Here is a 26,430-nt window from a genome sequence, read left to right on the forward strand (position 1 = left end):
GATAAGCCTTTGCGACACCATCCGGGAGACATCCGGGACGTCGTTCTGAGAATGGCGGGTTTGCCAGCACGCCATTTTGTGCGATCCTGATGCACATTTCTCATAAAAATGCAGGCGATGCCGCTCGTTTTGGTGCGGCTTTTTAACATAGTGAATATACGAATGATGTTTTTTTCTTCCCGACTTCCTTCCACGGTGATCATTGCAGGTGCTGTGACACTGTTGTCTGGCATCCACATCCCGGCACTTGCCACCTCAAGCGCAGTGCCTCCTGCCGCTACCGCAGAAGGCAGTTATCGTTTGCCGCCGGCAGAATTGCAGGCAATCGTCGATGCACCGCGTGGGCCGGTGTTTAAACTTGGGCCGCAGCGTAAAACTGCATTGCTGGTCAGCTTGCCGGGTTTGCCGAGTATTGCCGAAGTCGCGCAGCCAGAACTCAAACTGGCCGGTTTGCGTATTAATCCACGTACTCATGCTGCCAGTCATTTTGATTTTGGTAACAGCCTGAGCTTGCTGGACGTGACAAGCGGAAAAATCCGCGAAGTCAGTGGTTTGCCAGCGAAGCCGCGGATTGCTGAAACACTGTGGTCGCCGGATGAAAAATGGCTGGCCTTCAGTCGCTGGACCGATGATGGCGTGGAACTGTGGTTGCTGGACGTGAAGAAAGCCCATGCGCAAAGGCTGATGGACGAAAAGTTAAATGCCGTCGCCAGTGCCGGATTCGCCTGGAGCAATGGTTCTGAGCAATTGCTGGTGCGTTTGTTGCCCGCACGTCCGAAACCCGCACCGAACCTCACGCAAAAGCCGCTGGGGCCAAATATGCTGGAAAGCAAAGGCGGCAAGCTGACGCAAAACCGCACTTATCCGGACATGCTGAAAACAGCAGCGGACGCTGATATGCTGGATTGGCAGTTACAGACGCAACTGGCATTTGTTAACCTCAGCGGCGACGTGCGTCGCATCGGCCCGGTCATGACACTGACCAAAGCGCAGGCATCACCTGATGGCAATCTGATTCTGACCACACAATTACGCCGCCCTTATTCAACGATGCTGCCCGTGGATCGTTTTCCGCAACTGATCGAATTGTGGGATGAGAATGGCAAGAAAGTGAAAACCATCGCAGAACGTCCTATGCGTGAGCGCTTGCCCACCGGGAATGACGCGGTACAGGCCGGGCCGCGTGACTTTGCCTGGCGCAACGATAAACCCGCCACCTTGTATTGGTTAGAGGCACAGGCCGGTGGCGATCCTGAAGCGCCCGTCAAAGTACATGATGTTTTGATGCAACAGGCAGCACCGTTTGATGCGCCGCCACAAAAACTGATGGATCTGGCGTGGCGCTTCAATAATGTTCAATGGGGCAATGACGGGTTGGCGCTGGTGACAGAAAGCTGGTGGAAAACCCGTGACACCCGCATTTGGCGTATTCGTCCCGGCGTCGCCGACAGCAAACCAGAACTCTTGTTTGCCCGTAAATCAGAAGACCAGTATGCCCATCCGGGGCAGCCAGTGATGACGCAAAATCAGTACGGCCGCGCGGTGCTGCGCGTGGCTCCGGATGGCAAGTCGATTTTCATGACCGGCAATGGTGCCAGCCCGGACGGTGATCGCCCGTTTCTGGATCGGTTTGATCTGACCAGCAAGCAAGCGGTGCGCATGTTCCGTTCGCAGGCGCCGTATTACGAAGAAGTGCTTGGTTTGTTGAACGATAAAGGTACCAGTATCGTCACCAGCCGCGAATCGAACGAGGAACGTCCTAATTATTTTGTCCGCGATCTGGCACACAACGAGGCCGCACGGGCGCTGACCCAGTTTCCGCATCCTTTGCCACAATTCAAAGGAGTTAAAAAGCAGCAACTGCGCTATGAACGCGAAGATGGCGTTGATCTGACCGCAACCCTGTATTTACCGCCAGGCTATGACCCGAAACGCGATGGTCCGCGCCCCATGATTATGTGGGCGTATCCGCGTGAATTTAAAACGGCCGAGGCGGCAGGTCAGGTGAATGGTTCGCCGTATAAATTCAACCGGATTTCCTATAACGGCCCGCAAGTCATGCTGGCGCGTGGTTACACCGTGCTGGATGGCCCCACCATGCCGATTATCGGTGAAGGCAAGAAAGAGCCGAATGACACTTACCTTGAACAACTGAAAATGAGTGCCGAAGCCGCGATCGATGAAGTCGTGCGACTCGGTGTTGCAGACCGCAACCGCATCGCGATAGGTGGTCATAGCTATGGCGCGTTCATGACGGCGAATCTGCTGACGCACACGCGTTTGTTCCGCGCCGGTATTGCCCGTTCCGGTGCCTACAATCGCACCCTGACGCCGTTTGGTTTTCAGTCAGAAGAGCGCAATTTCTGGCAGGCGCGCAAGACGTATCAGGAAATGTCACCGTTTAATTTCGCCAATCAGATCAAAGACCCGATACTCTTTATTCACGGTGAACAAGACAACAACCCCGGCACTTTCCCTATCCAAAGTGAACGCATGTATCAGGCGTTGCAAGGTCTGGGCGCGGTCACGCGTCTGGTGATGTTGCCGAATGAGAGTCACAGCTACCGCGCGCGGGAATCTGTGCTGCACATGTTGTGGGAACAGGATCGCTGGCTGGAAACCTATGTAAAAAATGCGAAAGGCGAAGCCGGAGAGAAGGACTGAATATCTGCCAATGAGGGTGCCTGACGATGCCTGGATTACACGGCACCCGCATCGCCGGATGTGGCTTTTTCCGCCTTTTTCCTCTTACTTAATGTTTTACATTAAAGTTTTGCATTAAGATGCAAATTGCTTTTATCTTGTCAGGTTTTCTATGCTCAAAGCCGTTATTCTGGACGCGAATGCGATTGCCCGCAATTTACTGACTTCCGTACTCAATAACGGCGGCCATGAAGTGATTGCTGACGCGAACCTCGCGCCAGCCAGCCTTGCACGCGTGATCCGGCTCAGACCGCAAATTGTTTGCATCGATCTTGGCGAAACAAATGAAGCTGGATGGGCCATCATCACCCAGCTACGCACTGAACTGCCGAAGTCGCTGCTGTTTCTGGTGTCTTCCGGAATTAACGCCGGGTTGATTCAGGATGCGCAGCAGCGCGGTGTGCATGGTTTTATCGTTAAACCTTTCAACTCCGTCGCGGTTCTGACTTCCATCCGCAACACCATCCTGCGCATCGCCAAACAACAGCGTGCGAATGCAGAAGCCGCCAGCAACGGTGGCGCTGAATCCGCCTGAATCGTTTCATCCGGTACGACACCTGTTTTATCCGCCCTGATCTGCATTCGTCGCATGCTCACCCAATGCGATGACGTCCGCGTAGACTGCCTTCGTCTGTGAAAGGGAAGATCATGTCAGCCACATCTGCAATCGATATGCCGCCATCGGTAAATGAAGAAATATTGCCACCGGAAGTTTCAGCCAGAAGCGAATCCTGGCTGACCCGTGCGCGCAATTATCCGGTGTTTTCCCGCACCTGGTATCGCTATCGCGCACGCGCCTGGATGGGTACGCTGATTCCCGCGCTGCTGTTGATTTTTCTGATCGATGCTGCGCGCGGTGCCGACTGGCGTACCTTCTTTGTCGTCTGGATACCGCTGTCTCTTGCCGGTACCGCGATGCATCTTGGTGGTGCTGCGCTGGCGGTCTGGGTGCGACAACGCGGCTATGCGGAAAAAAAAGAATGGCGTAGTCTGATCACGGTCTTATGTGCAGGATTATTGTCCAGTCTGTTGCTATTTTTTGCAGCGAGGCAGGCGACACAGCAATTATTGCATTACGAGGCACCGATGCTGACCGCGCTGAAATTGCATTATTCTGGTTCGCCGGATTCTGCAAAAACAACCGCGGCCACGCCTGCCGGAAACTGGTTATCTGAATTCAAAGCCGGATTTGAGCAGGGCTTTCAGGATGGCAAACAAAACCGCGCACCACATCCGCCTGATATGTCAGGCGCGGATTTCTGGAAAGGTTTTTATATCGGTTTGGTATTGTCTTCCGTCTGTATTTACCTCAGCGGTGGTTACGATCTCTGGCTGTTTTCTCGTCAGCGCAATATGTTGAAAGTCGCACAGAGTAAGCGCGCATCAGAACAGGCGCAGGCGAGGCAAAGAGAAACCGAATTACGCTTGTCGGTATTGGCCGCGCAGGTGGAACCGCATTTTCTGTTTAATACATTGGCCGGTGTGCGTTCGGCGATCAGTACTGAGCCAGTGCGGGCTGTGGCGATTGTCGATCATCTGGTCGATTATCTGCGGGCGACCATACCGCAGATGCGCGACGACGGCGGCTCGCTGCAGTCGCGTTTAAGCAAGCAACTTGAAGCCGTACATGCGTATCTGAGTCTGATGCAAGCCCGCATTCCGCGCCTGAGTTTCAGTGTCGAGTCACAGATTGCCGACGCCGCAGTGCCGCCGTTGATGCTGATTTCTTTAGTCGAGAACGCAATCAAACACGGCATAGAACCGAAGGTTGGCGCGGCGCACATCGCCGTGACAGTGCGTGTCATCGAAGCACAAAAAACGCAAGAAACGCAAGAAACTCCAGAGCCGCGCATGCTGGAAATGCGCGTCGAAGATGATGGCGTTGGGTTCGGCGGTCACAACAGTGGCTCTGGCATTGGCCTGGCGAATATCCATCAGCGGCTGGCGGCGATGTACGGCGACCGCGCCAGCCTGCTGTTGAAAGCCCGCCCCGAGGGTGGGGTTGCTGCCATCATCACGATTCCTTTAGAAAAACAGACGGAGGCTGCATGATCACTGCCATCATCGCTGAAGATGAAGATTTACCACGTAAAGAATTACGCCGCATGCTCAATGATCTATGGCCGGAATTGCAGATTATCGCCGAGTGCGAGCATGGCGCTGATGCGCTCGATGCAATTTATACTCATCAACCCGACATCGCATTTCTGGATATTCGCATGCCCGGCATGTCGGGGCTGGATGTCGCAAATGCCGTCAAAGGGCGTTGTCATGCGGTGTTCACCACCGCTTACGATAACCATGCGCTGGATGCGTTTGCCGCCGGTGCGATCGATTATCTGTTGAAGCCAGTGGCGCAGGCGCGTTTGGCGGAAGCAATTGCGCGTCTGAAAGCACGTCTTGCCAGCAAACAGGCGGCACCCGATCTGAGCCAGCTGATGTCGGAACTCGATAAACGCATCCGTGGCAATGCGGCTGAGCGCATACGCTGGATCAGTGCCAGCGTCGGCGATACGATCAAGATGTTCCCGATAGAAAAAATCCTGTTTTTCAGTTCCGATGAAAAATATACCCGTGTCGTGTGCGAGCATGACGAAGCGCATGTGCGCAAGCCGCTGAAAGAATTGATGGAAGGACTCGACCCCGATATCTTCTGGCAGATCCATCGCGGCACGGTGGTGCGCGCCGATGCGATTGCACGCGCGCAGCGTGACGACATGGGGCGCTATCTGGTGGAGCTGCACGGCAGCCCCGAAAAACTCAAAGTCAGTCAGGCCTATGCGTGGCGCTTTAAGCCTATGTAAATGCCGATTCGACGATGAACGTTGACACCGCGTCGGCATGTGATGACCGGAAATAGCCAGCGGCGCTGACGCTAATTTGTTAAGCTGGGCGTTTTTCATCGATACGGAAAACCGCATGCGCAGTGTTGATCTTCTTCGCCTTTTATCGCTGGCTGCGATCTGGGGTGCTTCGTTTCTGTTCATGCGGGTGCTGGCACCTGTCCTGGGTGCATTATGGACCGCAGAAATCCGCGTCGGATTGGCGGGGCTTGCATTAACTTTATTGATGCTGGCGACGCAAAAACCGGTCGATATCCGGCGTCACTGGCGACAATATCTGTTGCTGGGTCTGGTGAATTCGGCGCTGCCTTTTGCCTTGTATTCGTTTGCCGCGATGCGTATGCCTGCCGGTTATTCTGCGATTGTGAATGCCACCAGCCCCTTATGGGGCGCTGTGATGGGCGCGATTTTTCTGAGTGAACGTTTCACCGGCCGCAAAATGCTGGGCATGTTGTGTGGCGTGGTCGGCGTCGGTTTTCTTGTGCGTCTGGGGCCGGTCGCATTCACCAGTGATTTGCTGCTCGGTGTGCTGGCTTGCGTCGGCGCGACGATCTGTTATGCGCTGGCAGGCATCTATTCCAAAAAAGTATCCGGCGCGATGAATTCCATGCAAATGGCGACCGGCTCGCAAGTCGGTGCCGCTTTCGTGTTGCTGCCGTTTCTGCCGCTGGCACCAGTGCAGGGCGAAATCACCAGTCAGATTTTGCTGCTCGGCGCGGCGCTGGCGCTGTTATGCAGCGCGGTCGCCTATCTGATTTACTTCCGCCTGATGACGGATGTGGGGCCAACCAAAGCGCTGACGGTGACTTTTCTGATTCCGCTGTTCGCTTTGTTGTGGGGACATTTATTTCTGCACGAAGCGATCACCATGAGCACACTGATCGGCTGCGCGGGCGTGGTGCTGGCGACCTGGTTGGTGGTGTTTGCTCCTAAAAGCTCTTGAAAATGCCTCAAAAACACGAAAATATACTGGGGGGAGTATGTTTTAAAGCCCTTTGTTTATAAGGACAATAAGCGTTTTTTGCCATATACTCCCCAAAAAATGCAAAAAAGCCCGGAATTTCCGGGCTTTTTTTATCGCTACTATTGCTACGCCTATTGCTGAAGATTTCGCTCAGTGTCGCTGCCTGTATCACTCGCCAAGTGCTGGCAAGACCTTTACCCGCAGCGCACTCGCCTGATTGCTGCTGTGGTAAACGCGATGCGTGGCCTTAACAAAATCGCTGTCTTTGGCCGCGTAAATATTCGGCACAAAGGTTTGCGGATTGCGGTCAATAAACGGGAACCAGCTCGACTGCACCTGCACCATGATGCGGTGACCGCGCTGAAACGTATGCAGCACATCGTTGATATTGAATGCCACCTTCGTCACGGCATTGGGTGTGAATGCTTTCGGCGTTTCAAAGCCATCGCGGAAGCGCGCGCGGAAAGGTTCACCGCGCACCAGCGTTTGCTGATTGCCGCGAAGGATTGGCCCGTCTTTCGCGTCGGCTGGAGACACGTCGATCAGCTTGACCACAAAATCAGCATCGGTGCCAGTGACGCTGACAAATAAATCGGCATTCAGCGGCCCCGCCAGCGTCACATCTTTATCCAGCACCTCGGTTTGCCAGGTCAGCACATCCGGGCGGCGGCTGGCAAAACGCTGATCGGCAGCGACATATTGTTTGCTCCAGCCGTTCAGAATCTCGGTTGTATACGGCACTGGTTTGGCCGGATCGCTGATGTATTCATCAAAGCCGCTCTCGTTTGCCGCTGGCGCTGTGAAACTTAGTTTGCCGTTCGCATGGAAATACAAAGCCTGTTCTTTGCTTTCTTTTGGCGGCCAGGCATCGAAGCCACGCCAGCGATTCGCGCCGGTTTCAAACATCCAGGCTTCCGGCAACGCAGGATTCTCGCCGCTTTTCAGATGGTGTTTGAAGAACGCAAGCTCGACCGGCTGATAATTGTGCACCGTCTTGAAACCGAAACTGGTATCGCCAACTTTATCGCCATCACTGCGCGTCCAGCCGCCGTGTGTCCACGGGCCGATCACCAGCGTATTTTGTATGCCAGGATTCTGCTTTTCTATCGCGCGATAGGTTTGCAGCGGGCCGTATAAATCTTCGGTGTCATACCAGCCACCAACCGTCAGCACCGCGGCTTTGATATTTTTCAGATGCGGCAGCAGATTGCGGCTTTGCCAGAACTGATCGTAATCAGGGTGCGCGACGATCTCATTCCAGAACGGAATCCCGTTTTTAAAATACTTGTCGTTTGCATTCGCAACCGAACCGAGTTCCAGAAAAAACTGATAACCGTCAGGTGTGCCGTAATTGAATTCTTTCCAGTTGCGCTTATCGGTTGGTTGCGGGCGCGGCTGACCAAAGCTGTTAAAAAAGCCGAATGCCATTTGCAGATTAAACGCGCCGTTTCTGTGCATATCATCGCCACGGAACCAATCCGCAATCGGTGCCTGCGGCGAAACCGCCTTCAGCGCCGGATGGGAATCAATCGCACCAGCCGAAGTGTAAAAGCCCGGATACGAAATTCCCCACTGACCGACCTTGCCATTATTGTGCGGCAGGTGTTTGATCAGCCAGTCTATGCTGTCGTAGGTGTCGCTGCTTTCATCAATATCCGCCGACGTTTTTTTCACATCCAGATGTGGCCGCATATTGACGAATTCACCTTCCGACATATTCGTGCCGCGCACATCCTGAAACACAAAAATGAAACCCTCTTTTTCATACTCTGCTGTTGGCCCCAGATTGGTTTTGTAATTGTCCGCGCCATAAGGAGCGACCGAATATGGTGTGCGCACCAGCAGTATCGGATACGTCTTTTTCGCACTCGCATCGTTAGGCACATACACCGACGTGAACAAAGCCTTACCATCGCGCGCCGGAATCCGGTATTCAAATTTACTGTAATGCTCGCGAATATAGTCGGCATGCTGCCTCATCGCATCGGCGCGCGCTTCCTGATTGACAGCAACTTGCTGCGCAGCGGATACCGGCAATGCCGCACCGGTCAATACAAAAGCGGCCAGCAAACTGGCCAGCAGGGGAGAGAGTTTCATGGATGATTTTGAATGAGCTGAGGCATGAACAAGGTAAGTGCAAAGCCTGCGCAAGGCAAGCAGCTAGAGCAGGCTTAGTCCGCGATACGCATAAAGAAGTTCCGCGAACTGCAGGGGAAATGCTCAATCAGTTGATTTGCAAGGACTTGATATTACCCACGGATGATCGCATACATGTTTATGCTAAATTGTATTATTGACACGATTAGGGAGCGGGGTAGAATGCAAGACCATCACCGTGGTACTTTCCATGAAAATTTTCATGCTGCGTAAAAACACAGCTAGTCGCTGGAAAGCCAATCTTTAAGTGATTTTTGAGACGGCTTGTGGAGAGTGTGATCTTTCACTTCGCCTTTTTTTCCGTCAATTTGATGGTTACATTTAGTGATGCAGCTGATGACGACACCTACGATTCCCGATGTAATCACGATTGTTGGCAGTTCTTATTTTCAACCGATAACCGACCTTGTCGAACGCTTGCTCAAGCGCCCCTATCCCCAGCTAGGGCTTGCTGGCGCAGGTGATTGGGAGAATGGATACTCGGTGGCTATAACGGTTTTGCTTGTCGCAGTTCTGGAGTCGTTCACGTCACGCTTGCGATTTGTACGAAAAGACGAGACTAAAATTTCAAATAAACCTATCGCCGAAGTCCTGAATATCTATTTCAATGATCTTCCAAACCCAGAGGAATTGATAGAGGTTTTTCTTTTGCGAAATATTGTAATTCATAACCACGTTTGGCATATCGACACCTCAACATTTCCCGAGACCAGTACACTCTTAACTCCTGGGCAAATTGGTTTTCAAACGAATAAGAATTACGACTCTTATGTAAATATTGAGACGAAGCGAACACGAATACTGGGACTACATGCCTCGCCGACGTCGGTTGACCGAACAGATGTTGCGAAGGCGTTTGAGGTGGTCTGGTGCACGTTGTGGTTTATGCACACAAAAAATTACCAGCATACTCCCCTCGCCGGTAGAACCGTCCACTTCCGTGGTAACTTTATCCAGTTTGAAAAGCTTGTGGAGTTTCTGCGCGTTGAGGGCGGGGAAAGGGACAGCTAGTCATTCGTATCTAACCATAGAAAAATACAAGCAGCCTATTAATTCTCCTAGCGTAAACTGACGCCTGCTGTCGATTATCCTGCATCTGGCGTGAAATTCATTGTGTTTTGCGGGTAGGTAAAATCAGCGTGATCATCGTGGTTGGCGTTGACCTTACTTTACTCATCCTCTTCCGGCAGATATTCCGGCAACGGTAATTCGGCTTCCGCTATGCTGTCGCTGCCTTTGGCTTTGGCGGTCTGCAAGGCCGAGGTGGCGCGCGCCAGCATGATGTCTGCGGTGTCTTTGATGGCGTTGGTTGTCAGGCCGGTTGAAAACGTCACTTGTAAGCCGGGGGCGACGGTATTCCAGTCGCAGCCCGCGACGCGTTTTTTGAGGCGGGCGATGGCTTTCAGGCTTTGATCCAGCCAGGTGGTTGGCATCACAATCGCAAATTCATTGGCGGCAACGCGACCGAAAGAATCAAGTGTGCGCAGCATGTCCAGCGCTTCTTTGGCGACCATTTGCAAGACCTGACGGGCAACGGCTTGCCCGTGTTGCTCCAGAATTTTTTCGAGATGATCGACACTGATGACGGCAAATGAAAAAGTGTGGCCGGTACGATATGAGCGCGCTAATTCACTTTCCAGCATGCTCAGCAAAGTACGGCGGTTGAGTGCGCCGGTCAGCTGGTCGTGCTTGGTCAGACTTTCTAACTGAGTCAATACGGTTTGCAGCGTGGGCAGCAGATTGTCTTGCTTGCCGTTTTCTTTAATTTGTTTGATTAACTGTGTCAGCTGTTGTCTGGCATTCACCAGTGGCTGATCTCCGTCTGCAGGCATGTACTCTCCAACTTCATTGAATAATTCAGTGCGGCCAGTGCGCCGGATGATCGCCGTGACATAAGTCATCCCGGATGCTGGCAACGGGCGATACAATAGGGCTTGGGGCTGGCGTTTTACTATGCGTATGCCTGCACCACCACATCTGGCTGAAATCATTTTACGTCAGTCCTGACAATATAATACTTTACCATCAGGCAATAAAAACAATATTGTGTTTTCTGCTTCTTTTTCTCCTTGCCAACCAATACGCAGCAGCTTGTTTCCGCACATGAATTTGTGGATCAAGCGCGACGATCTGCTGCATCCGCAGGTATCGGGCAATAAATTCCGTAAGCTGAAATATCCTTTGCAGGCACTGGCGGGTCAACAGGTGCATCTGGTCAGCATGGGCGGTTTATGGTCGAATCATTTGCATGCGCTGGCACATGCTGCGGCGATCGCCGGGTTTCCGGCGACGGCGCTGGTGCGCGCTGCGGAAGGCATGAACAGCGCGATGCTGGACGATTGCCGCGCGCTGGGAATGCAAATTCGCTTTGTTTCGCGCGAGGCGTATCGCGCTTTGCGGGACGATACTGAGGCGTGGCGCCAGTATCTGCCTGACAGCAGCGCGCAGCATGTCTGGCTGCCCGAAGGCGGCAGTGCGGCGACCGCATTACATGGTGTTGCCGAGCTCGTCAGCGAGTTGGAATTTACGCCGGATCTGATGGTAATGGCTTGCGGCACAGGCGCAACGATGGCGGGCGTGCTGGCCGGATTGCGTGGACAGGGCAGGGTGATCGGGGTGGCGGCATTCAAAAATGCGGATTATCTGCATGCCGAAGTTGCCCGCTTATTGACGGCGGCGGGCTACCCCACACACCAGAATTATCAATTGTTAACTACCTTCCATCACGGTGGATACGCTAAAGTAAGCGCGGAGCTCAGCGCGTTTTGCGAGAATTTTTTCGAAGATACCGGGATATTGCTGGAGCCGGTGTACACCGGAAAAATGTTGTTTGCCCTGCGCCAGTTGTGGCTGAGCGGGCAAATCGCTCAGGAAAGTAAGGTGGTGGCGGTGCATACCGGTGGCTTGCAAGGCTTGCGTGGCTACTGGAAAACACCGTGAGATCAGAACATACAGAAAGCAGATGCAGTGACACGAGTCGTAACAAAAAAAGTACTACCAGCGGCAGCAAACCATGGCCGTTGTGTTTTTCAGATGACATGTTTGGCAGTGACTCTGAGTGTCGCGTCGCAAGTGCAGGCACAGGATCAACTCAAAATTGCGGGTTTCGAGACCCTGAGTGATCCGCTGATCATTTTTGATCAACGGCATCAACTGGTCGGTGGCCTGTTGAAAGATTACACCGATGCGATCGCCAGAGGGTTGGATGCGAAGCCGGTTTATCTGCCATATTCCCGTCGCCGGATTGAGCCTGCTGTCGTCAGCGGTGAAGCTGATCTGGTCTGTTATCACAGCCCGCAATGGGTGGATCAGCCGACTGATTTTGCATGGACTATTCCAAATCTGCCGCAGACAGAACGTGTGGTGGTCCGCAAGGAAACGGTCGTGCCAAATGAGTTTCCTGACGATTTACAGGGAAAAAAAATCGCGACGCAGATTGGTTATCACTATCCTGCTATTGCACCGGATCTGGCTGCTGGCCGGACAACCCGCGTTGACATGACCGATGTGCCGAGTATGTTTCGTTTACTCGCGCTGGGTGGTGCCGATGCACTGATTACCTCGGAGTCTGAAATTGCCGGTTATTTCAAAAAATTTCCCGACAAGCATGCTTTGTACAGCGTGTCGAAAACCCCATTTTCAGTCGTGTATACCCAATGTGCTTTGTCGTTGAAATCGCCGTGGAAGATAGAGCAGATCAATCGGATAGTGCATCGCTTGCAAGAGAACGGCACACAAGACAGGTTGATGCGCAAATACGGTTTGTCTGAGAAATAAGCGATCTGTCAGATCAGCAAGCGGACTGCCAGACCGCTCACTAACTGGTCTGACATTGCCGAAAAGAACAGAGGCATTGCATGCCTGTCATCAGTGCTTAGCTTTTTATCTTCGCTTTGCTTAAAAATTGTGCAAAATTCCCCGTGGTTTCTCCCTGAGACGATGACAACAGGGTAAACTACGCCCCAAATCTAGTCGCATCCTGCGATATGAGTGAAATAAGCGAGCATCGCATGTCTGAATCTACTTCCCCCATCTCTTTTTCCGATCTGCAACTGAGTGCGCCTTTGCTGCGCGCCTTGCAAGATGTCGGCTACGAAACCCCGTCACCTATTCAGGCGGCGACCATCCCTTACCTGATGGATAACCGCGACGTCCTCGGTCAGGCGCAAACGGGCACCGGTAAAACGGCCTCATTTGCCTTGCCTATTCTGTCGCGTATCGATATTCGTCAGACCACGCCACAAGCACTGGTGCTGGCACCGACCCGCGAGCTGGCGATTCAGGTTGCCGAAGCATTCCAGACCTATGCGCGCCATATTCCCGGCTTTCACGTGTTGCCAATTTATGGCGGACAAAGCTATGGCCCGCAATTGTCGGCACTGCGCCGTGGTGTGCACGTGGTTGTCGGTACGCCGGGTCGCGTGATTGATCACCTCGACAAAGGCTCACTCGATTTATCTGCGCTCAAAACGCTGGTGCTTGATGAAGCCGATGAAATGCTGCGTATGGGCTTTATCGATGACGTGGAACGCATCCTGCAGGAAACACCGGAAAATCGTCAGACTGCCTTGTTTTCGGCAACGATGCCATCGGCCATCAAACGCATTGCCCAGACTTATCTGAACAAGCCTGCCGAAGTCACGATTGCAGCTAAAACCGGCACGGCCGACAATATCCGCCAGCGTTACTGGCTGGTATCCGGCATGCATAAACTGGATGCCTTAACCCGTATTCTCGAAGCTGAAACCTTTGACGGCATGATCATTTTTGCGCGTACCAAGCTCGGTACCGAAGAACTCGCCGCCAAGCTTGATGCACGTGGGTTCTCGGTTGCTGCGATCAATGGCGACATCAATCAGCAGCAACGTGAACGCACGATCCAGCAACTGAAAGACGGCAAGATCGATATTCTGGTAGCGACTGACGTTGCCGCACGTGGTCTGGATGTTGAACGTATCAGCCACGTGATCAACTATGACGTGCCTTATGATCCGGAAAGCTATACGCACCGTATCGGCCGTACTGGTCGTGCCGGTCGTAGTGGCGAAGCGATATTGTTCATCACACCGCGTGAGAAAAATCTGCTGAAAGCGATAGAACGTGCGACCCGCCAGCCAGTGTCACCATTGGAATTGCCAACCATACAGACTGTGAACGATGTCCGTATCGCCCGCTTCAAAGATCAGATCACTGCGACATTGGCGCAGGATGGCTTGCAAGAATTCACATCGTTGATCGAAGCTTACGAACAGGAACACAATATTCCTGCCATCGAAATCGCAGCCGCATTGGCGAAAATGGCGCGCGGCGATGAACCATTGCTGCTCGATAAAAATCGTCGTGAAGTTAAAAACGATGATAGCTGGCGCGATGAACGCCCTGCCCGTAGCGATCGCGGAGAACGTCCTAATCGTGAACGTGGCGATCGTGGTGATCGTGGCGACAGATTTGAGCGCGAAGACCGTGGTGCACGTCGCGAACATAGCCCGCGCGTTGCCGAACCTGGCATGCAAACCTACCGCATCGCGGTTGGCCATGAGCATGGTGTAAAGCCCGGTAATATCGTTGGTGCGATTGCGAACGAAGCCAATATTGAATCGAAATTCATCGGCCGCATTGATATTTACGACGATTACACCATCCTCGATCTGCCTGATAATTTGCCAGCAGACATGCTTGATCATCTGAAATCGGTACGGGTGGCCGGTCAGTCTTTGCGTATCAGTGCCGAAAAAACGGGTGCCGCTGCTGCACCTGCCGCACGCCCTGCACGTGCTGAAACTCGTGCCGAACCGCGTGCTGAGCGCGCACCGCGTATCGTTGACAGCGCACCCGGCAGCCGTTTGAATCAGGTGGTCGATCGTGCTTTTACTAGCAAAGAAGACGACGAACCACGTCCGGCTAAATCGAAAAAAGACAAGGAAAAAGTCAGCATTCCTATGCAGACTTATCGTATTGAAGTCGGCAAGGCGGATGCCGTCACGCCAGCGAATATTGTCGGCGCGATTGCCAACGAAGCGGGGCTGGAAGCGAAATATATCGGTCGCATTGCTATTTTCGACGATCACAGCACACTCGATCTGCCGGATGGGATGCCGAAGGAATTATTGCAGCAACTCAAGGATGTCTGGGTTGCCGGTAAACAAATACGGATCAGCGCAGTCGGCTCATCAAGCGGCGGCATTGCGGCGGATTTTCCATCCGGCCCGAAACGTGGCGGCGGTGACCGTCGCGTTGCTGAAAAAGCGCATGGCAAACCGGGTTTTAAATCCGCTAAACCAGGCGAACGCCGTCCATCCAAGTTCGATAAAGACAGTGGCACCACGCGTCGTAAGTCAGCTAAATAAGACTGTCATTGTTGCGATATGAAGGAATAAAAAAACCGCCAGATGGCGGTTTTTTTTATCGCTGACCAAAGTGTCGCAATTATTTCTTTGCTGCTTCTGCTGGCGCTGCAACCGGTGTTGGTGTTGCAGCTGGGCTGGCTGCCGCAGCGGAAGCTGGCGCGGCTGGCACTACAGCAGTGATTTCAATTTTTGCTTTGGCTTTCAGATCATCAAAAGTCTTTTTCAGATTTTGCTGTTGCAATTGCTGAGTCAGAGGTGCTTTGACATCGTCCAGCGCAGGCACAGCCAATGGGCGACTGTCATCGAGAATGATGACGTGGTAACCAAATTGCGATTTGACTGGCGTTTCAGTGAATTTGCCTTTTTCCAGTTTTGCGACCGCTTCACCGAATTCCGGCACCATGCTGCGTGGATTAAACCAGCCCAGATCGCCGCCTTTGCCTTTGGAACCAGGGTCTTGTGATTTTGCTTTTGCCAGACCGTCGAATGCTTTCACATCTTTCTTGATTTTGGCGATGATGTCTTTGGCTTCTTCTTCGCTGGCGACCAGAATATGGCGCGCTTTAAATTCTGTGCCGCCGGCCGTAGTTTTGAATTTATCGTATTCCGCTTTCAGTGCTTCATCGCTGACGGTCGCGGTTTTCATGTAGTCTTTAACGTAGGAATTGGCGAGGATAGACAAACGCGCCATGTCAAGTTGTTCTTTGACTTCAGGTACTTTATCCAGACCTTTGTTCGTTGCTTCCTGCGCGACCAGAATTTGCATTGCCAGTTGGTCGATCACCATTTTGCGTGTTTCTTGATTATCCGGCATGCCTTGCGCTGCCTGCTGCTGCATGATCTGATCCAATTGTTTTTTGCTGATAGGCGTGCCATTCACAGTCGCGGCGACTGCTTCTTTGCTTTCCGCAGCGGCAGAAGCCGGAGCTGACGCTGAAGCGGCTTTATCCTTATCATTACAAGCGCTGAGCGCGAACAGCGCGATAGCGCTACCCAAAACTACACGGGATTTGATCGACATGAAAATTTCCTTAAATGTGAACTGCGGTTGAAATTCGTTTCAGCTGCGATGCAGCGTTGCCACGATTTTGCAGCAGACGACAATGTCTGATGCTTCCAAAATAAAATTGCCGCTGAATTTTACCCGCAATGCGTGGTGAGTTGTAGAACTCATTTCATCAATAGGGATGAGTGCGAGCAAGGCGATTCGGGATGCAGTGCAAGGCGTCGTCGCGCAGCTAAGGCTGGTGCCTTAGCAAGCGTCACGTGACAACCTCGCGCTGCAATGCGCCCGCGAAGTGTCGATGCGGCCAGCTCCCGGAGGGTTTGCCTCATAACGCGTGCCGGACTGCGTTGGACTCGTTATCAATAGCACCGCTATTGACTGCCTCGTCCGCCTTGCCAGCCCACGTTATGAGACAAACGCATCTCACCCCTATTGATGAAATGAGTTCTGGTTATTCATTTTTCATGACTTTCTCAGGATTTTCTTCTTTGAGCAATGTTCTGCCAACGGCATAGAAATGCAGATAAATACGTCCATTTCACGGTGTATTGTTTTCCAACTGCGCGGCAGGCAGCATACAATGCAAGCTGATTCTATACAGTGAGCATGCACCATGAGCGATACCAGCAAAGATACGGTTCCCGACAATCTCGCCGGGATGCTGCCAGTCGGCATGATTAATGGCGGCGGCACCGCGGCAGCGGCGATGGCGCAAGTCGCGCAGCGTAAGCGCGGTGTGCCGGGCTGGGAGGCATTTCATTACGAGCGGATTTCTCCGACAGAATTTGAAGTGACAGGTGGCGTTGCAGTGAATATCGGCGGTGTCAAAAAATTTCAGACCACGGACGACGCGTTGACGGTGACAGAAGCGGAAGTGCTGGCCGCGATGCGCGCGGCGCAGGAAGTCGTGCCGCCCGTGCCGCAGGCTTTACTGGAACAGGATTTACTGGTCGCGGATATCGGTAAAACCGTCAGCGGCACTGAGCAACAGTTTTTGAAAGTGGTGTTTGCCTTGCCCGCCGATGCTGCTGGCAGGCAAAGAATTTTGCAGGCATTTCAGTTACAGGCGAATTTTTTCGGCGCGAAAGTGCAAGCCTGTTCTTTACATGAAACGCAGCCTTACAACTGATTTTTGCAGCTATTTTTACGGATATTCGTGCTTTTTACAATGAATGTCCGCATAGAATAAGGCTCACAGCCCAATAGTCGGCTGCGAGCCTTATTTATCAAGGAGTTTGATTTTTTTATTGCGCGGACTGCTTATTCACTTTCCCTGACACGCAGGAAGGTCGCAAATTTCGGTATGCCATTCGCGTTCAGATCGCGATAACGATAGGTGACCGTGCTGCCGATGGCGGGTGGTGATTGCCGTTGCGCATCGCTCAGGCCGCTGCCTAGCCGGAAGCGCTGACCTTCCGCCGTTTGCACCAGCAAGGCACCCAGTAAACCCTGATATTTTCCGCGCCCGGGTTCATGGCCGATGACCACGGCTTCCGCGTCCAGATGCAGTTTTAGCTTCAGCAAGACATCGGAACGCCCGGTCTGCCACCGCGCATCCGCCTGATGCAGCATCAGGCCTTCCGCTCCCTCGCTGACGATTTTTTTCAACAGCGCCTGCAGTTCGGCGTGGTCGCTGACGCGCTGCTGCGGCAATACCTGCAACCACGGCGCTTGGCTACCCGCAATGCTCTGCCCGAGCGTGACCAGACGCTCGCTGAAATTGCCGCTGCCTTCGGGTAATTCATAAATCTGATAGCTGATTTGCCGCCATTCTGCCTCGTCAGGCATCTGCCGCCGGACTGCTGCAGACAAGGCTTCAAAGCGGCGTCGCCCCATCCATAGTTCGCCATCCAGCGGATGTGTCGGCAGGGCGGCAATGAACCATGCCGGTGCTTGTATCAGACGGCCACTGCGAAAGCGCAATTGCTTACCATCCCAGATCGCCCGCACACCATCGAGTTTTTCACTGACCAGATACGCCGCCGGATTCACTTTCGCATGGTAATTGCGCGCCAGCAGTATCGCCGGTGTGTCGATGTCGGTGGCCGCGATGGCGCTATCTGGCAGCAATGCCAGTGGCGTAACGACACCAGCGAGGCACAGGCTCAGAACGAGCGCGCGTAACCGTGGCAGAGGCAAACGTGAAGGCAGAGGATTGCAACGCATAATGAGCTTTCTGTCGAATGAATCATCAGTGAAATCAGTGAAAAATGAGAAGACTGAGAACGGACACAGAGTACTGACCAGAGTGCAGCATCGCCATCAGGCTGATGGACCCTTATTCATAGCTGCTTTTCCCAGTAACCAACATCAATCCAGCGGCCAAACTTAAAGCCGACTTCCTTGAAGTGGGCGACCTTTGTCATGCCAAATTTTTCATGCAGCGCCACGCTGGCCGGGTTCGGCAGGGAGATACCCGCGATGACTGAATGCATGCCACGTTGTTGCAGATCGTCGATCAGATGCACATACAGTTGCGAGCCGATACCGCTTTGTTTGCGTTCAGGGCTGATGTAGGCGGATATTTCAACCGAAAACCGGTAAGCATGGCGGGTTCGCCAAGGGCTGGCATAAGCGTAACCCAGAATGACGCCATCTTCCTCGCAGACGTACCACGGCAAACCCGCTGCAAATACGGCAGCGATACGTTCCGCCATAGCCGGTGCGCGCACGGTGGTGTCTTCAAAGCTGATCGTCGTGTTCAGAACGTAGCGGTTATAAATGGCGCAGATTGCAGCGGCGTCGTCAGCGTTGGCTAAACGGATCACAATTCATCCTTTAACAAAATCAATGTAAGGCAAGGGCTCTTATTGGAGAAAGAAACATAGGGACTTATTCGTGCCTATCTGTGCCCATTTGCCCTTATTCGAAAAAGCCTCAAAAACCGAATTGATTATGATATTTATTTATCATTTTGTCTTGTGGCTTTTGCATCATATTTGTTCTTTGTCATCTCTGTTCCGGCCGTTCGCAGCAGGCAAAACAGACTTCGCTGATAATAGGCATCTCAAGCATTGCTTGTCTGAGTCCGGGAATCGCCCGCCACAAGCTTTGCGTCACAGGCAAACGATATGGCTCTTCTTTCTATTCTTGATCTTTCCCCGATTGCACAAGGGACGGAACCTGCGCAATCCTTTAAAAATTCACTCGATCTGGCACAACATGCCGAACGTTGGGCTTATCACCGTTTCTGGCTGGCAGAACATCACGGCATGCCTGGCATTGCCAGCGCCGCCACTGCCGTTCTCATTGCGCACGTGGCTGGCGGTACGCGGACTATCCGCGTGGGCGCTGGCGGCATCATGCTGCCGAACCACTCACCTTTAGTCATTGCCGAACAATTCGGCACGCTGGAATCGCTGTTTCCGGGTCGGATTGATCTTGGCCTGGGTCGTGCGCCGGGTTCCGATCAGCGTACTGCTCGGGCGTTGCGGCGACACCTGAGCTCAGATGCCGATGAATTTCCGCAAGATGTGGCGGAATTGCTCGATTATTTCTCTGATGAGCCGCACTCTGTTGTCAAAGCGGTACCGGGAGCGGGCTTGCATGTGCCGGTGTGGATACTCGGCTCCAGCCTGTATGGTGCGCAACTCGCGGCAGCGATGGGCTTGCCGTATGCGTTTGCCTCGCATTTTGCGCCGCAACAGATGATGCAGGCAGTGGAAATTTATCGTGCCACGTTCCGGCCGTCGGCGTATCTGGCAAAGCCGTACGTGATGCTGGGATTCAATGTGTTTGCCGCCGATACCGATGACCAGGCGCACTTGCTGGCAAGCTCGGCGCAGCAGGCTTTCGTCAATTTACGTAGTGGCAGACCGGCGAAGATTCCACCGCCAGTAGAAAATTTCATGCAACAACTGGGTGAAGGCGAGCGCGCATTGCTGAACCAGATTCTGGCCTGCTCAGCGATCGGTTCACCCGCGACGGTAACCCAGCAGATGCGTGATTTCATTCGTCACACCGGTGCCGATGAACTGATGATCGCCTCGAATATTTTTGATCATCAGGCACGTCTGCATTCGTATGAAATCGTCGCAACAATAAGTTCTGCATTATCGTAAAAAAAGCCTGCCAACTTTCGGTTGGCAGGCTGTAAAAAATGCTGGAGGATACTTAGGAGAAAACCCCAGCACGGGGATAATCGTTGCAGGCCGTTGCTTATTTCACCTGATCTGCACCTGACAGGCTCACTGTGGCAACGCCAGTGCTGGCTTTGCGGCCACTGATGAGCCGCCACAATTTAAGCAGGCTGCGATAGATCAGGCGGACAAAGGTCAGCGTGAAAAATGCTTCCAGCATGGTGACGATAAATGCCAGCGATGGATGATAACGGGTGCCACGCGCATGCATCTTGTCCATCATGCGATCTTTCGCAATTTCTATGCTGTCGTAGAAAGTCGGTACCACCAGCAAGGTCAGCAGGGTTGAGGTGATGGTGCCGCCGATAATGGCAATTGCCAGCGGACGGTAAAATTCACCGCCTTCACCCAGCCCTAGAGCGACCGGCATCATACCGGCGATCAGTGCGAACGTTGTCATCAGAATCGGACGCAGACGCACGCGGCCAGCCTGCATCAGCGCTTCTTCGCGGTTCATGCCTTCGGCTTCATTTTTACGTGCCGCATCGAGCAACAGAATCGCATTTTTCGCCACCAGACCCATCAGCATAATCACGCCGATCAGACTCATCAGATTGATCGTGCTGCCGGTGATCAACAAGGCCAGTACGACGCCGATCAGCGATAAAGGCAGCGACAGCATCACGCCCAGCGGAGCAGTGAATGAGCCGAACTGCATCACCAGAATCAGATACATCAGACCGATACCGGACAACAATGCAATCATCATCGCGCCGAACACTTCTTCCTGATCCTGACCCGAGCCGGTAATGTTCAGTCCGTAGCCTGGCGGATAGTTGAACGACTCCGCCAGTTTCTTGGCATCGGCAATCACTTCACCGTTCGAGCGACCCTGTGCATTGGCAGAAACGGTGATCGTCCGCTTGCCGTTGCTGTGCTCAATGCCCGACGGCCCTTTGCCCATGCTGATACTGGCGATCTGATCCAGCGGCACCATCTGGTTAGTTCCGGTTATGGCGATCGGCAGGCGTTCGATGTTTTCTTTGCTGACACGGTCATCTGGATGCAGGCGCACCGCAACGTCGCGGGTTTCACCGGTAGGATCGACCCAGTCACCGACTTCTATCCCGGCAAATGCAACGCGCAACGCTTGTGCTGCATCATTCGAAGAAATGCCCATAGAATTTGCCAGGCCGCGGTTCAGTTCTATCTTCAGTTCTTTTTTCGGATCTTGCTGAGACAAGCCGATATCGACCGCGCCCGGCACGTTCTGCAGCTTTTCCATGTAAGCACTGGTAATTTCCAGCAGCTTGCGTGAATCCGGGCCGGTAAATTCTATCTGCACCGGTTTCCGTGCACCGTTGTTCAGATCATCCAGAACAGTGTATTCAGCACCGACCAGGGGTTTAATTTTATTCCGCAATTCAACCGCAATTTCTTTGGCGCTGCGTTTGCGTTCAGTCCGCTTACCGATGTCGACATAGATACGACCACCCGACGGTGTGATATTACTGTTAGTGTCTTTGGTCTCCGCGATCGTGCGTGCAATAGCGGCTGCTCTTTCCATTTTCAGGCGTGCATATTCCAGAGAAGAAGAAGCCGGTGTGCGCACTTCTATCATCAGGTTGCCGGAATCTGCGGTCGGCAAAAAGCTGGTACCGCCCCATTTCACTTGCAGACCGAGAGCCGTAATCAGGCTGACCAGCGCAATCGTGCCCATCCAGCGGCGATGATGTAAAGCCCAGGCAATCACACGGCCATAACGGTCAGCCTGATGATCAAACCAGTCATTGAAACGTGCCAGTATTTTTCCCAAACCTTTTTTCGGCGCGGTGTGATGATCTGGTGGATCGCCCCAGTAAGCAGATAACATCGGATCCAGTGTGAATGAAATACCCAGACTGACTAATACCGAGCAGGTCACGGTCAGCGCGAACGGCCGGAACCATTCACCCGGCATCCCCGGCATAAAGGCGACAGGAATAAATACCGCAATAATCGAAAATGTGGTTGCTGCCACCGCCAGACCGATTTCTGCGGTGCCTTCCAGCGCTGCCGTGCGGCGGTCTGACCCCATCTGCATGTGCCGCACGATGTTTTCACGCACGACAATCGCATCATCGATCAGCACACCAATCGCCAGTGACAGACCAAGCAGGGTCATGAAATTCAGGGTGAAGCCACACAACCATACCGCGATAAAGGCCGCGACCACCGAGGTTGGTAAGCTGAGCGCGGTAATCAGTGTGGAGCGCCATGAATTGAGGAATGCATACACCACAAAAATCGTCAGACCGGCACCGAGTACCAGCGATTCAATCACGTTATTCAGGCTGTTCTGAGCATCTTTACCGCCATCGCGCGTGATTTCAAGCTTGGTGCCCGGCTGATCTTTTTCAAAACCGCCATTAATTTCTTTCACCATTTCGCGCACGGCGGTCGCAACGCTGACCGTGCTTGCTTCGCGCGATTTCGTGATTTGCATACCGACATTCGGTTTGCCGCTGCGTATGCTTAAACCATTGATGTCGGCAAAGCTGTCTTCAATAGTAGCGACCTGCGCAAGACGCACGATCTGATCGCCATTCCGTTTGACGACGATGCCCTGAAATTCTTCTGGTGACTCGATGCGTCCGACCAGACGTATGCTTTCTTCATCCAGCTTGCCGCGAATTTTTCCGACCGGTGCGTTGGTATTCTGATTGCGCAGAGCATTCACGACTTCACCGACAGACACGTTAAATTCGCGCAGTTTTTCAGCACGGAGTAAAACTGATAATTCGCGTTTCAGCGAGCCATTCACAACCACTGTGGCAACACCGGGAACTGCACGGAATTTATCGGCCAGCAGGTCTTCCGCCATCCGCGAAATTTCGGCATGGCTCAGTTTGCTTGATGACAGCGCCATGTTGATAATAGGTTGGGCCGATGGATCCCAGCGTTTGATGACAGGTTCACGCATTTCTGTCGGCATTTTGTAGCGCACCGCAGAAATCACATTGCGCACATCATCACTGGCTTCGATCATGTTCTTTTTAAACACGAATTCAATGTCGAATTCAGCAAAGCCCTCGTTTGCCGACGAATACAGTGCTTTCACACCCTGTACACTTTGCAGCGACTTTTCAAGACGGTTGATAATTTCACGTTCTGCCGTATCTGGTGAAGCGCCGGGATAAGTGATGATCACCGATAAGCCGGGAACTTCGACATCCGGATTCTGATTGACCCGCAATTTGCTGAGTGCCAGCAAACCCAGTGCCATCAGGGCGATGATCATCACGATGGTGGCGATCGGTCGCTTGATACTGAAATCAGATAAAAACATAATCAGTTGCCTCCGCTGGCGATAGTGGTCGATGCCGGCAGATTCGCACCGATAGCCACATCGACTTTTGGTGTTGCTGCCATTTCGATTGCCTGTCCGTCTCTGAAGCTGGAATTCGGGCTACGCATCACGACATCACCCTCAGTCAGCCCGCTGCGCACCTCATAGTGACCAGTGCGCTGATCGCGTTTTCCTATATTCAGATCGACCCGTTTCAGGGCTTTTCCATTGATCCGCCAGGCATAGGATTTATCTCCTGCTTTCACTAATGCGCCTTCCGGTAACGTGAGGGCATTCACTGTCGTGGATTCGATATTGCCTTCGGCGTACAGGCCCGATACGCGCGGCTGATTACTGTCAGCAAATGCCACCAGCACTTCCACCTGACGCGTGACATCGTTCGCCGCCGGGTCAACACGAGTTACCTTGCCGCGGAATTCCTGACCGCCATAACCATTGATGCGGAAGCTGACCGGCTGACCGATTCTGACCTGGGCAATTTTGTCGGCAGAAACACGTCCGGTAAAACGCATACTGGTCGGGTCGATGACTTTGACCAGTTCTTTTCCAATTGCTGCGGTATCGCCTGCAGAGACTTTGCGTTCGCTGACGACACCGTCAAACGGTGCCCGCACGATTGTGCGTTGTAATTGCTGGCGCGCGGTACTTGCACGGGCACGGGACGCGGATAACTCGCTGCGTGCCGCGTTGACTTTGACTTCCGCCTCATCGAGCGCCTGTAACGAGGTCATTCCTGAGGCCCGCAGTGTCTTCAGCCTTTGCAGCGCGCGATCTGCCTGATCCAGTGCGAGCGCTGCGCTGCGCGCATTGTCTTCGGCTGAATTCAGATTTTCCCGGATAGAAGTTTCATCGAGTCTGACCAGTATATCTCCGCGCTTGACGACATCCCCGTTCTCTTTCAGTACCTGAAGCACGATCGTGGACACTTCTGCCCGCAGATCTGCTTTACGTTCAGGCTGAATTGAACCGGTAACGACCGGGCCGGATGCCAGCGCATTGCTTTGCACCTTCATGATGTCTTCCGGAGCGATGATCAGTTTTGGCGCTGCCGCGGTATCCTGTTTATCCGCTTTGCTTGTGGCGCTGCTGGCAGAAGCCGCATTTTTTGGTTTTTCTGCTTCTTTATTGCTGCAAGCGGCGAGCGTTGAGGCAATAGCGAGGACAATAAGTGTTTTTCGTAACATGAGAGGTCTCTTGCGCAAGTGAGAGGGACGGGATGATACTGAACCGGAAGTATTCCGAAGTCGCCGTGCTTGGACAAGAGGCAAGGATTTAAGTTGCCTTTTTTGATGGATGAAATGCTAATTTCAGGGGATGAAATGCATTCAGGGATGAAGCAACGTGAAATACCAGCGATGCATTTGGGACAGACGGGAGGATTTCCAATACGGTGATGCTGTGCCCGGAATGCATGGAATGTCCATACAACAGGCCATTTGTGGCGATCAGTCAGTAAAAAGTCTTTGTGGCTTACTTTTGTAAACGGGCAACCAGCCCTTCGGATGCGTCTTCAATGTAATCCAGCACCAGATCAAAGCCGCTCACGCCGCCATAATATGGGTCGGGCACTTCTTCCGCCTGAGTATGTTGGGCGTAATGCATCAACAGATCCAGCTTATGCTGATAGGGTTCAGGACACGCCGCCTGAAGTAGGGCGAGATTACTTTTATCCATCGCCAGCAGCAGATCGAAGTTGACGAAATCTTCCGCTTTTATCTGGCGCGCCCGCTGCTGTGACAAATCAAAGCCACGTTTGACTGCAAAACCATGTGAGCGCGCATCAGGCGGTTCACCGATGTGATACGCATGTGTCCCGGCGGAATCGATAACTAATTGTTCTGATATTCCCGCCGCTTTCGCTTTGGCGCGAAACACTCCCTCCGCCGTGGGAGAGCGGCAGATATTCCCCATGCAAATGAAGAGAATAGAAGTAACTTTAGGAGGGTTCATCTTAGCGCAACGGCCAATAGCTGCTATTTGTAACGAGCGGGGGAATGATGTTAACACGCTGGGAAAGGGAAAAAGCGGTTCACCGGACGGGCAAATGTCAACGATTTATAAATTTATCTGTTCCTGTGCTGAGGTGGAATGATGTCCCGCGAAATAAATTCCTGAGCATTGCCAGAATGCACAGAAGAAAAAAAATACCGCAAATCACTATGACTTATCGCAGCATGTTTGCTCTCGCCTGCTTATTCGTTACGGTAAATGTATAAGGCCGCGCATAGTACCGTGCCGGTGGCATACAGCCAGCGCGTATCGCTGCCAGTGAGGTAAGGGTAGAGCATCAGCGCAATTCCCAGCCATTTACACTTCGGTTGTTCCATCTTTTTGCCGTAGCGATAGGCTGCAAAGCCGACGATGCCAAAAAGAAGCGCGCCAAAAATATACGCGGGTGTCGGCAACATACTGAATAAAGTTGCCTGTAATTCCTGTTCATCCATCATCTGTTCCTGTGATTGAAAGACGTTTCAAGACATCAGTAAGATTGCGATATTTACCGCAACGCCGGCTGTCCAGACCAGGCTGCGCAGATTGCTCATATTTGCCAGGTATGTCGCGACGTAGATCAGCCGCAGACCGATAAACATCATCGCAAGCGTATCAATACGTCCCTGATCTGCATGCGCTTGCTGCGCGAGAACGACTGCTGCAATAAACAAAGGCAAGGCTTCCCAGCCGTTTTGCTGTGCTGCATTCGCGCGTTGTCGCCAGCCCTGTAACTGCTGTGCCCATACACGTGGTTGCTGGTTGTTATAGCGACCTTCTTCTCGCTTCAGTTTCGCCGACCCCGCCTTTGCCAACCCAACCGTGACGATGGGTAACAGACATGCCGCCAGTACACACCAATTTGCTAAAGTCATTAAATTTCCTCTTTCTGAATTTTGAGATGAGTCACACGTGATGTGCGACAGATAGTAGTCCTGTTTCGGTAAAACGTCACAGCGTGCAGCATAAGATGAACCCAGTAAGAGCATGCAT

At 52.8% G+C, this 26,430-nt stretch carries 21 protein-coding genes; 11 read left to right on the forward strand and 10 right to left on the reverse strand.

The features are described 5' to 3' along the window. The first annotated feature begins 162 nt into the window (after positions 1-162). From H8K29_RS00955 to H8K29_RS00975, 5 genes are all read left to right on the forward strand, one after another. Positions 163-2,664 (forward strand): prolyl oligopeptidase family serine peptidase, encoded by a 2,502-nt coding sequence (locus tag H8K29_RS00955; RefSeq protein ID WP_255423213.1) that lies wholly within the window; start codon positions 163-165, stop codon positions 2,662-2,664. Positions 2,665-2,815: 151 nt separating this feature from the next. After that, positions 2,816-3,238: an ANTAR domain-containing response regulator gene (locus H8K29_RS00960; protein WP_186896038.1), complete on the forward strand. Its 423-nt coding sequence runs from the start codon at positions 2,816-2,818 to the stop codon at positions 3,236-3,238. A gap of 113 nt (positions 3,239-3,351) precedes the next feature. Then, positions 3,352-4,755: a sensor histidine kinase gene (locus tag H8K29_RS00965; RefSeq protein WP_186896039.1), complete on the forward strand. Its 1,404-nt coding sequence runs from the start codon at positions 3,352-3,354 to the stop codon at positions 4,753-4,755. Further along, the gene (locus H8K29_RS00970; RefSeq protein ID WP_186896040.1) at positions 4,752-5,507 is read left to right on the forward strand and encodes a LytTR family DNA-binding domain-containing protein; all 756 of its coding nucleotides are present in this window, start codon (positions 4,752-4,754) and stop codon (positions 5,505-5,507) included. The genes H8K29_RS00965 and H8K29_RS00970 overlap by 4 nt, the downstream gene beginning before the upstream one ends. Before the next feature lie 115 nt (positions 5,508-5,622). Continuing rightward, complete coding sequence (locus tag H8K29_RS00975) at positions 5,623-6,489, forward strand: DMT family transporter (RefSeq protein ID WP_186896041.1); 867 nt, start codon at positions 5,623-5,625, stop codon at positions 6,487-6,489. Between the two features lie 189 nt (positions 6,490-6,678). Here H8K29_RS00975 and H8K29_RS00980 read toward each other — a convergent pair whose 3' ends face one another. Beyond that, on the reverse strand, positions 6,679-8,607 hold the full coding sequence (locus H8K29_RS00980) for a CocE/NonD family hydrolase (RefSeq protein ID WP_186896042.1): 1,929 nt from the start codon (positions 8,605-8,607) through the stop codon (positions 6,679-6,681). Between the two features lie 396 nt (positions 8,608-9,003). Here H8K29_RS00980 and H8K29_RS00985 point away from each other — a divergent pair, with 396 nt between their 5' ends. Continuing rightward, a complete protein-coding gene (locus H8K29_RS00985) occupies positions 9,004-9,678 on the forward strand; it encodes a hypothetical protein (RefSeq protein WP_186896043.1) in 675 nt (224 codons plus the stop codon). A gap of 158 nt (positions 9,679-9,836) precedes the next feature. Here the strand turns inward: H8K29_RS00985 and H8K29_RS00990 are convergent, their stop codons facing one another. Further along, complete coding sequence (locus H8K29_RS00990; protein WP_186896044.1) at positions 9,837-10,658, reverse strand: GGDEF domain-containing protein; 822 nt, start codon at positions 10,656-10,658, stop codon at positions 9,837-9,839. A gap of 112 nt (positions 10,659-10,770) precedes the next feature. On the opposite strand from H8K29_RS00990, the gene H8K29_RS00995 reads away from it, so the two are divergent. The 3 genes from H8K29_RS00995 (at position 10,771) to H8K29_RS01005 (ending at position 15,014) form a co-directional block, all read left to right on the forward strand. Continuing rightward, positions 10,771-11,607: a 1-aminocyclopropane-1-carboxylate deaminase/D-cysteine desulfhydrase gene (locus H8K29_RS00995; protein ID WP_186896045.1), complete on the forward strand. Its 837-nt coding sequence runs from the start codon at positions 10,771-10,773 to the stop codon at positions 11,605-11,607. 93 nt (positions 11,608-11,700) lie between these two features. Next, positions 11,701-12,444: an ABC transporter substrate-binding protein gene (locus H8K29_RS01000; RefSeq protein WP_186896046.1), complete on the forward strand. Its 744-nt coding sequence runs from the start codon at positions 11,701-11,703 to the stop codon at positions 12,442-12,444. A 233-nt stretch (positions 12,445-12,677) separates the two neighbouring features. Next, the gene (locus H8K29_RS01005) at positions 12,678-15,014 is read left to right on the forward strand and encodes a DEAD/DEAH box helicase (RefSeq protein WP_186896047.1); all 2,337 of its coding nucleotides are present in this window, start codon (positions 12,678-12,680) and stop codon (positions 15,012-15,014) included. Positions 15,015-15,093: 79 nt separating this feature from the next. Here H8K29_RS01005 and H8K29_RS01010 read toward each other — a convergent pair whose 3' ends face one another. Beyond that, positions 15,094-16,035, reverse strand: a complete 942-nt coding sequence (locus tag H8K29_RS01010) for a peptidylprolyl isomerase (RefSeq protein ID WP_186896048.1) — start codon at positions 16,033-16,035, stop codon at positions 15,094-15,096. Between the two features lie 598 nt (positions 16,036-16,633). On the opposite strand from H8K29_RS01010, the gene H8K29_RS01015 reads away from it, so the two are divergent. Continuing rightward, on the forward strand, positions 16,634-17,149 hold the full coding sequence (locus H8K29_RS01015; RefSeq protein WP_186896049.1) for a hypothetical protein: 516 nt from the start codon (positions 16,634-16,636) through the stop codon (positions 17,147-17,149). 131 nt (positions 17,150-17,280) lie between these two features. On the opposite strand, the gene H8K29_RS01020 is transcribed toward H8K29_RS01015, so the two are convergent. Further along, positions 17,281-18,186: a DNA ligase gene (locus H8K29_RS01020; RefSeq protein WP_186896050.1), complete on the reverse strand. Its 906-nt coding sequence runs from the start codon at positions 18,184-18,186 to the stop codon at positions 17,281-17,283. Between the two features lie 116 nt (positions 18,187-18,302). Further along, on the reverse strand, positions 18,303-18,788 hold the full coding sequence (locus H8K29_RS01025) for an arsinothricin resistance N-acetyltransferase ArsN1 family B (protein WP_186896051.1): 486 nt from the start codon (positions 18,786-18,788) through the stop codon (positions 18,303-18,305). A gap of 303 nt (positions 18,789-19,091) precedes the next feature. Between H8K29_RS01025 and H8K29_RS01030 the strand changes: the two genes are divergently transcribed. Then, positions 19,092-20,081, forward strand: coding sequence for an LLM class flavin-dependent oxidoreductase (locus H8K29_RS01030; RefSeq protein ID WP_186896052.1), 990 nt, complete (start codon positions 19,092-19,094; stop codon positions 20,079-20,081). Positions 20,082-20,178: 97 nt separating this feature from the next. Here the strand turns inward: H8K29_RS01030 and H8K29_RS01035 are convergent, their stop codons facing one another. From H8K29_RS01035 to H8K29_RS01055, 5 genes are all read right to left on the reverse strand, one after another. Beyond that, complete coding sequence (locus H8K29_RS01035) at positions 20,179-23,427, reverse strand: efflux RND transporter permease subunit (RefSeq protein ID WP_186896053.1); 3,249 nt, start codon at positions 23,425-23,427, stop codon at positions 20,179-20,181. A 2-nt stretch (positions 23,428-23,429) separates the two neighbouring features. Then, positions 23,430-24,632, reverse strand: a complete 1,203-nt coding sequence (locus tag H8K29_RS01040; protein WP_186896054.1) for an efflux RND transporter periplasmic adaptor subunit — start codon at positions 24,630-24,632, stop codon at positions 23,430-23,432. A 286-nt stretch (positions 24,633-24,918) separates the two neighbouring features. Beyond that, on the reverse strand, positions 24,919-25,398 hold the full coding sequence (locus H8K29_RS01045; RefSeq protein ID WP_186884014.1) for a low molecular weight protein-tyrosine-phosphatase: 480 nt from the start codon (positions 25,396-25,398) through the stop codon (positions 24,919-24,921). A 242-nt stretch (positions 25,399-25,640) separates the two neighbouring features. Further along, a complete protein-coding gene (locus tag H8K29_RS01050; RefSeq protein WP_186896055.1) occupies positions 25,641-25,892 on the reverse strand; it encodes a hypothetical protein in 252 nt (83 codons plus the stop codon). Positions 25,893-25,919: 27 nt separating this feature from the next. Beyond that, entirely contained in the window at positions 25,920-26,312 is a 393-nt protein-coding gene (locus tag H8K29_RS01055; RefSeq protein ID WP_186896056.1) for an MAPEG family protein, read from the reverse strand. Between the last annotated feature and the right edge of the window lie 118 nt (positions 26,313-26,430).

Source organism: Undibacterium sp. CY21W, from assembly GCF_014284265.1.
Taxonomy (GTDB): domain Bacteria; phylum Pseudomonadota; class Gammaproteobacteria; order Burkholderiales; family Burkholderiaceae_D; genus Undibacterium; species Undibacterium aquatile.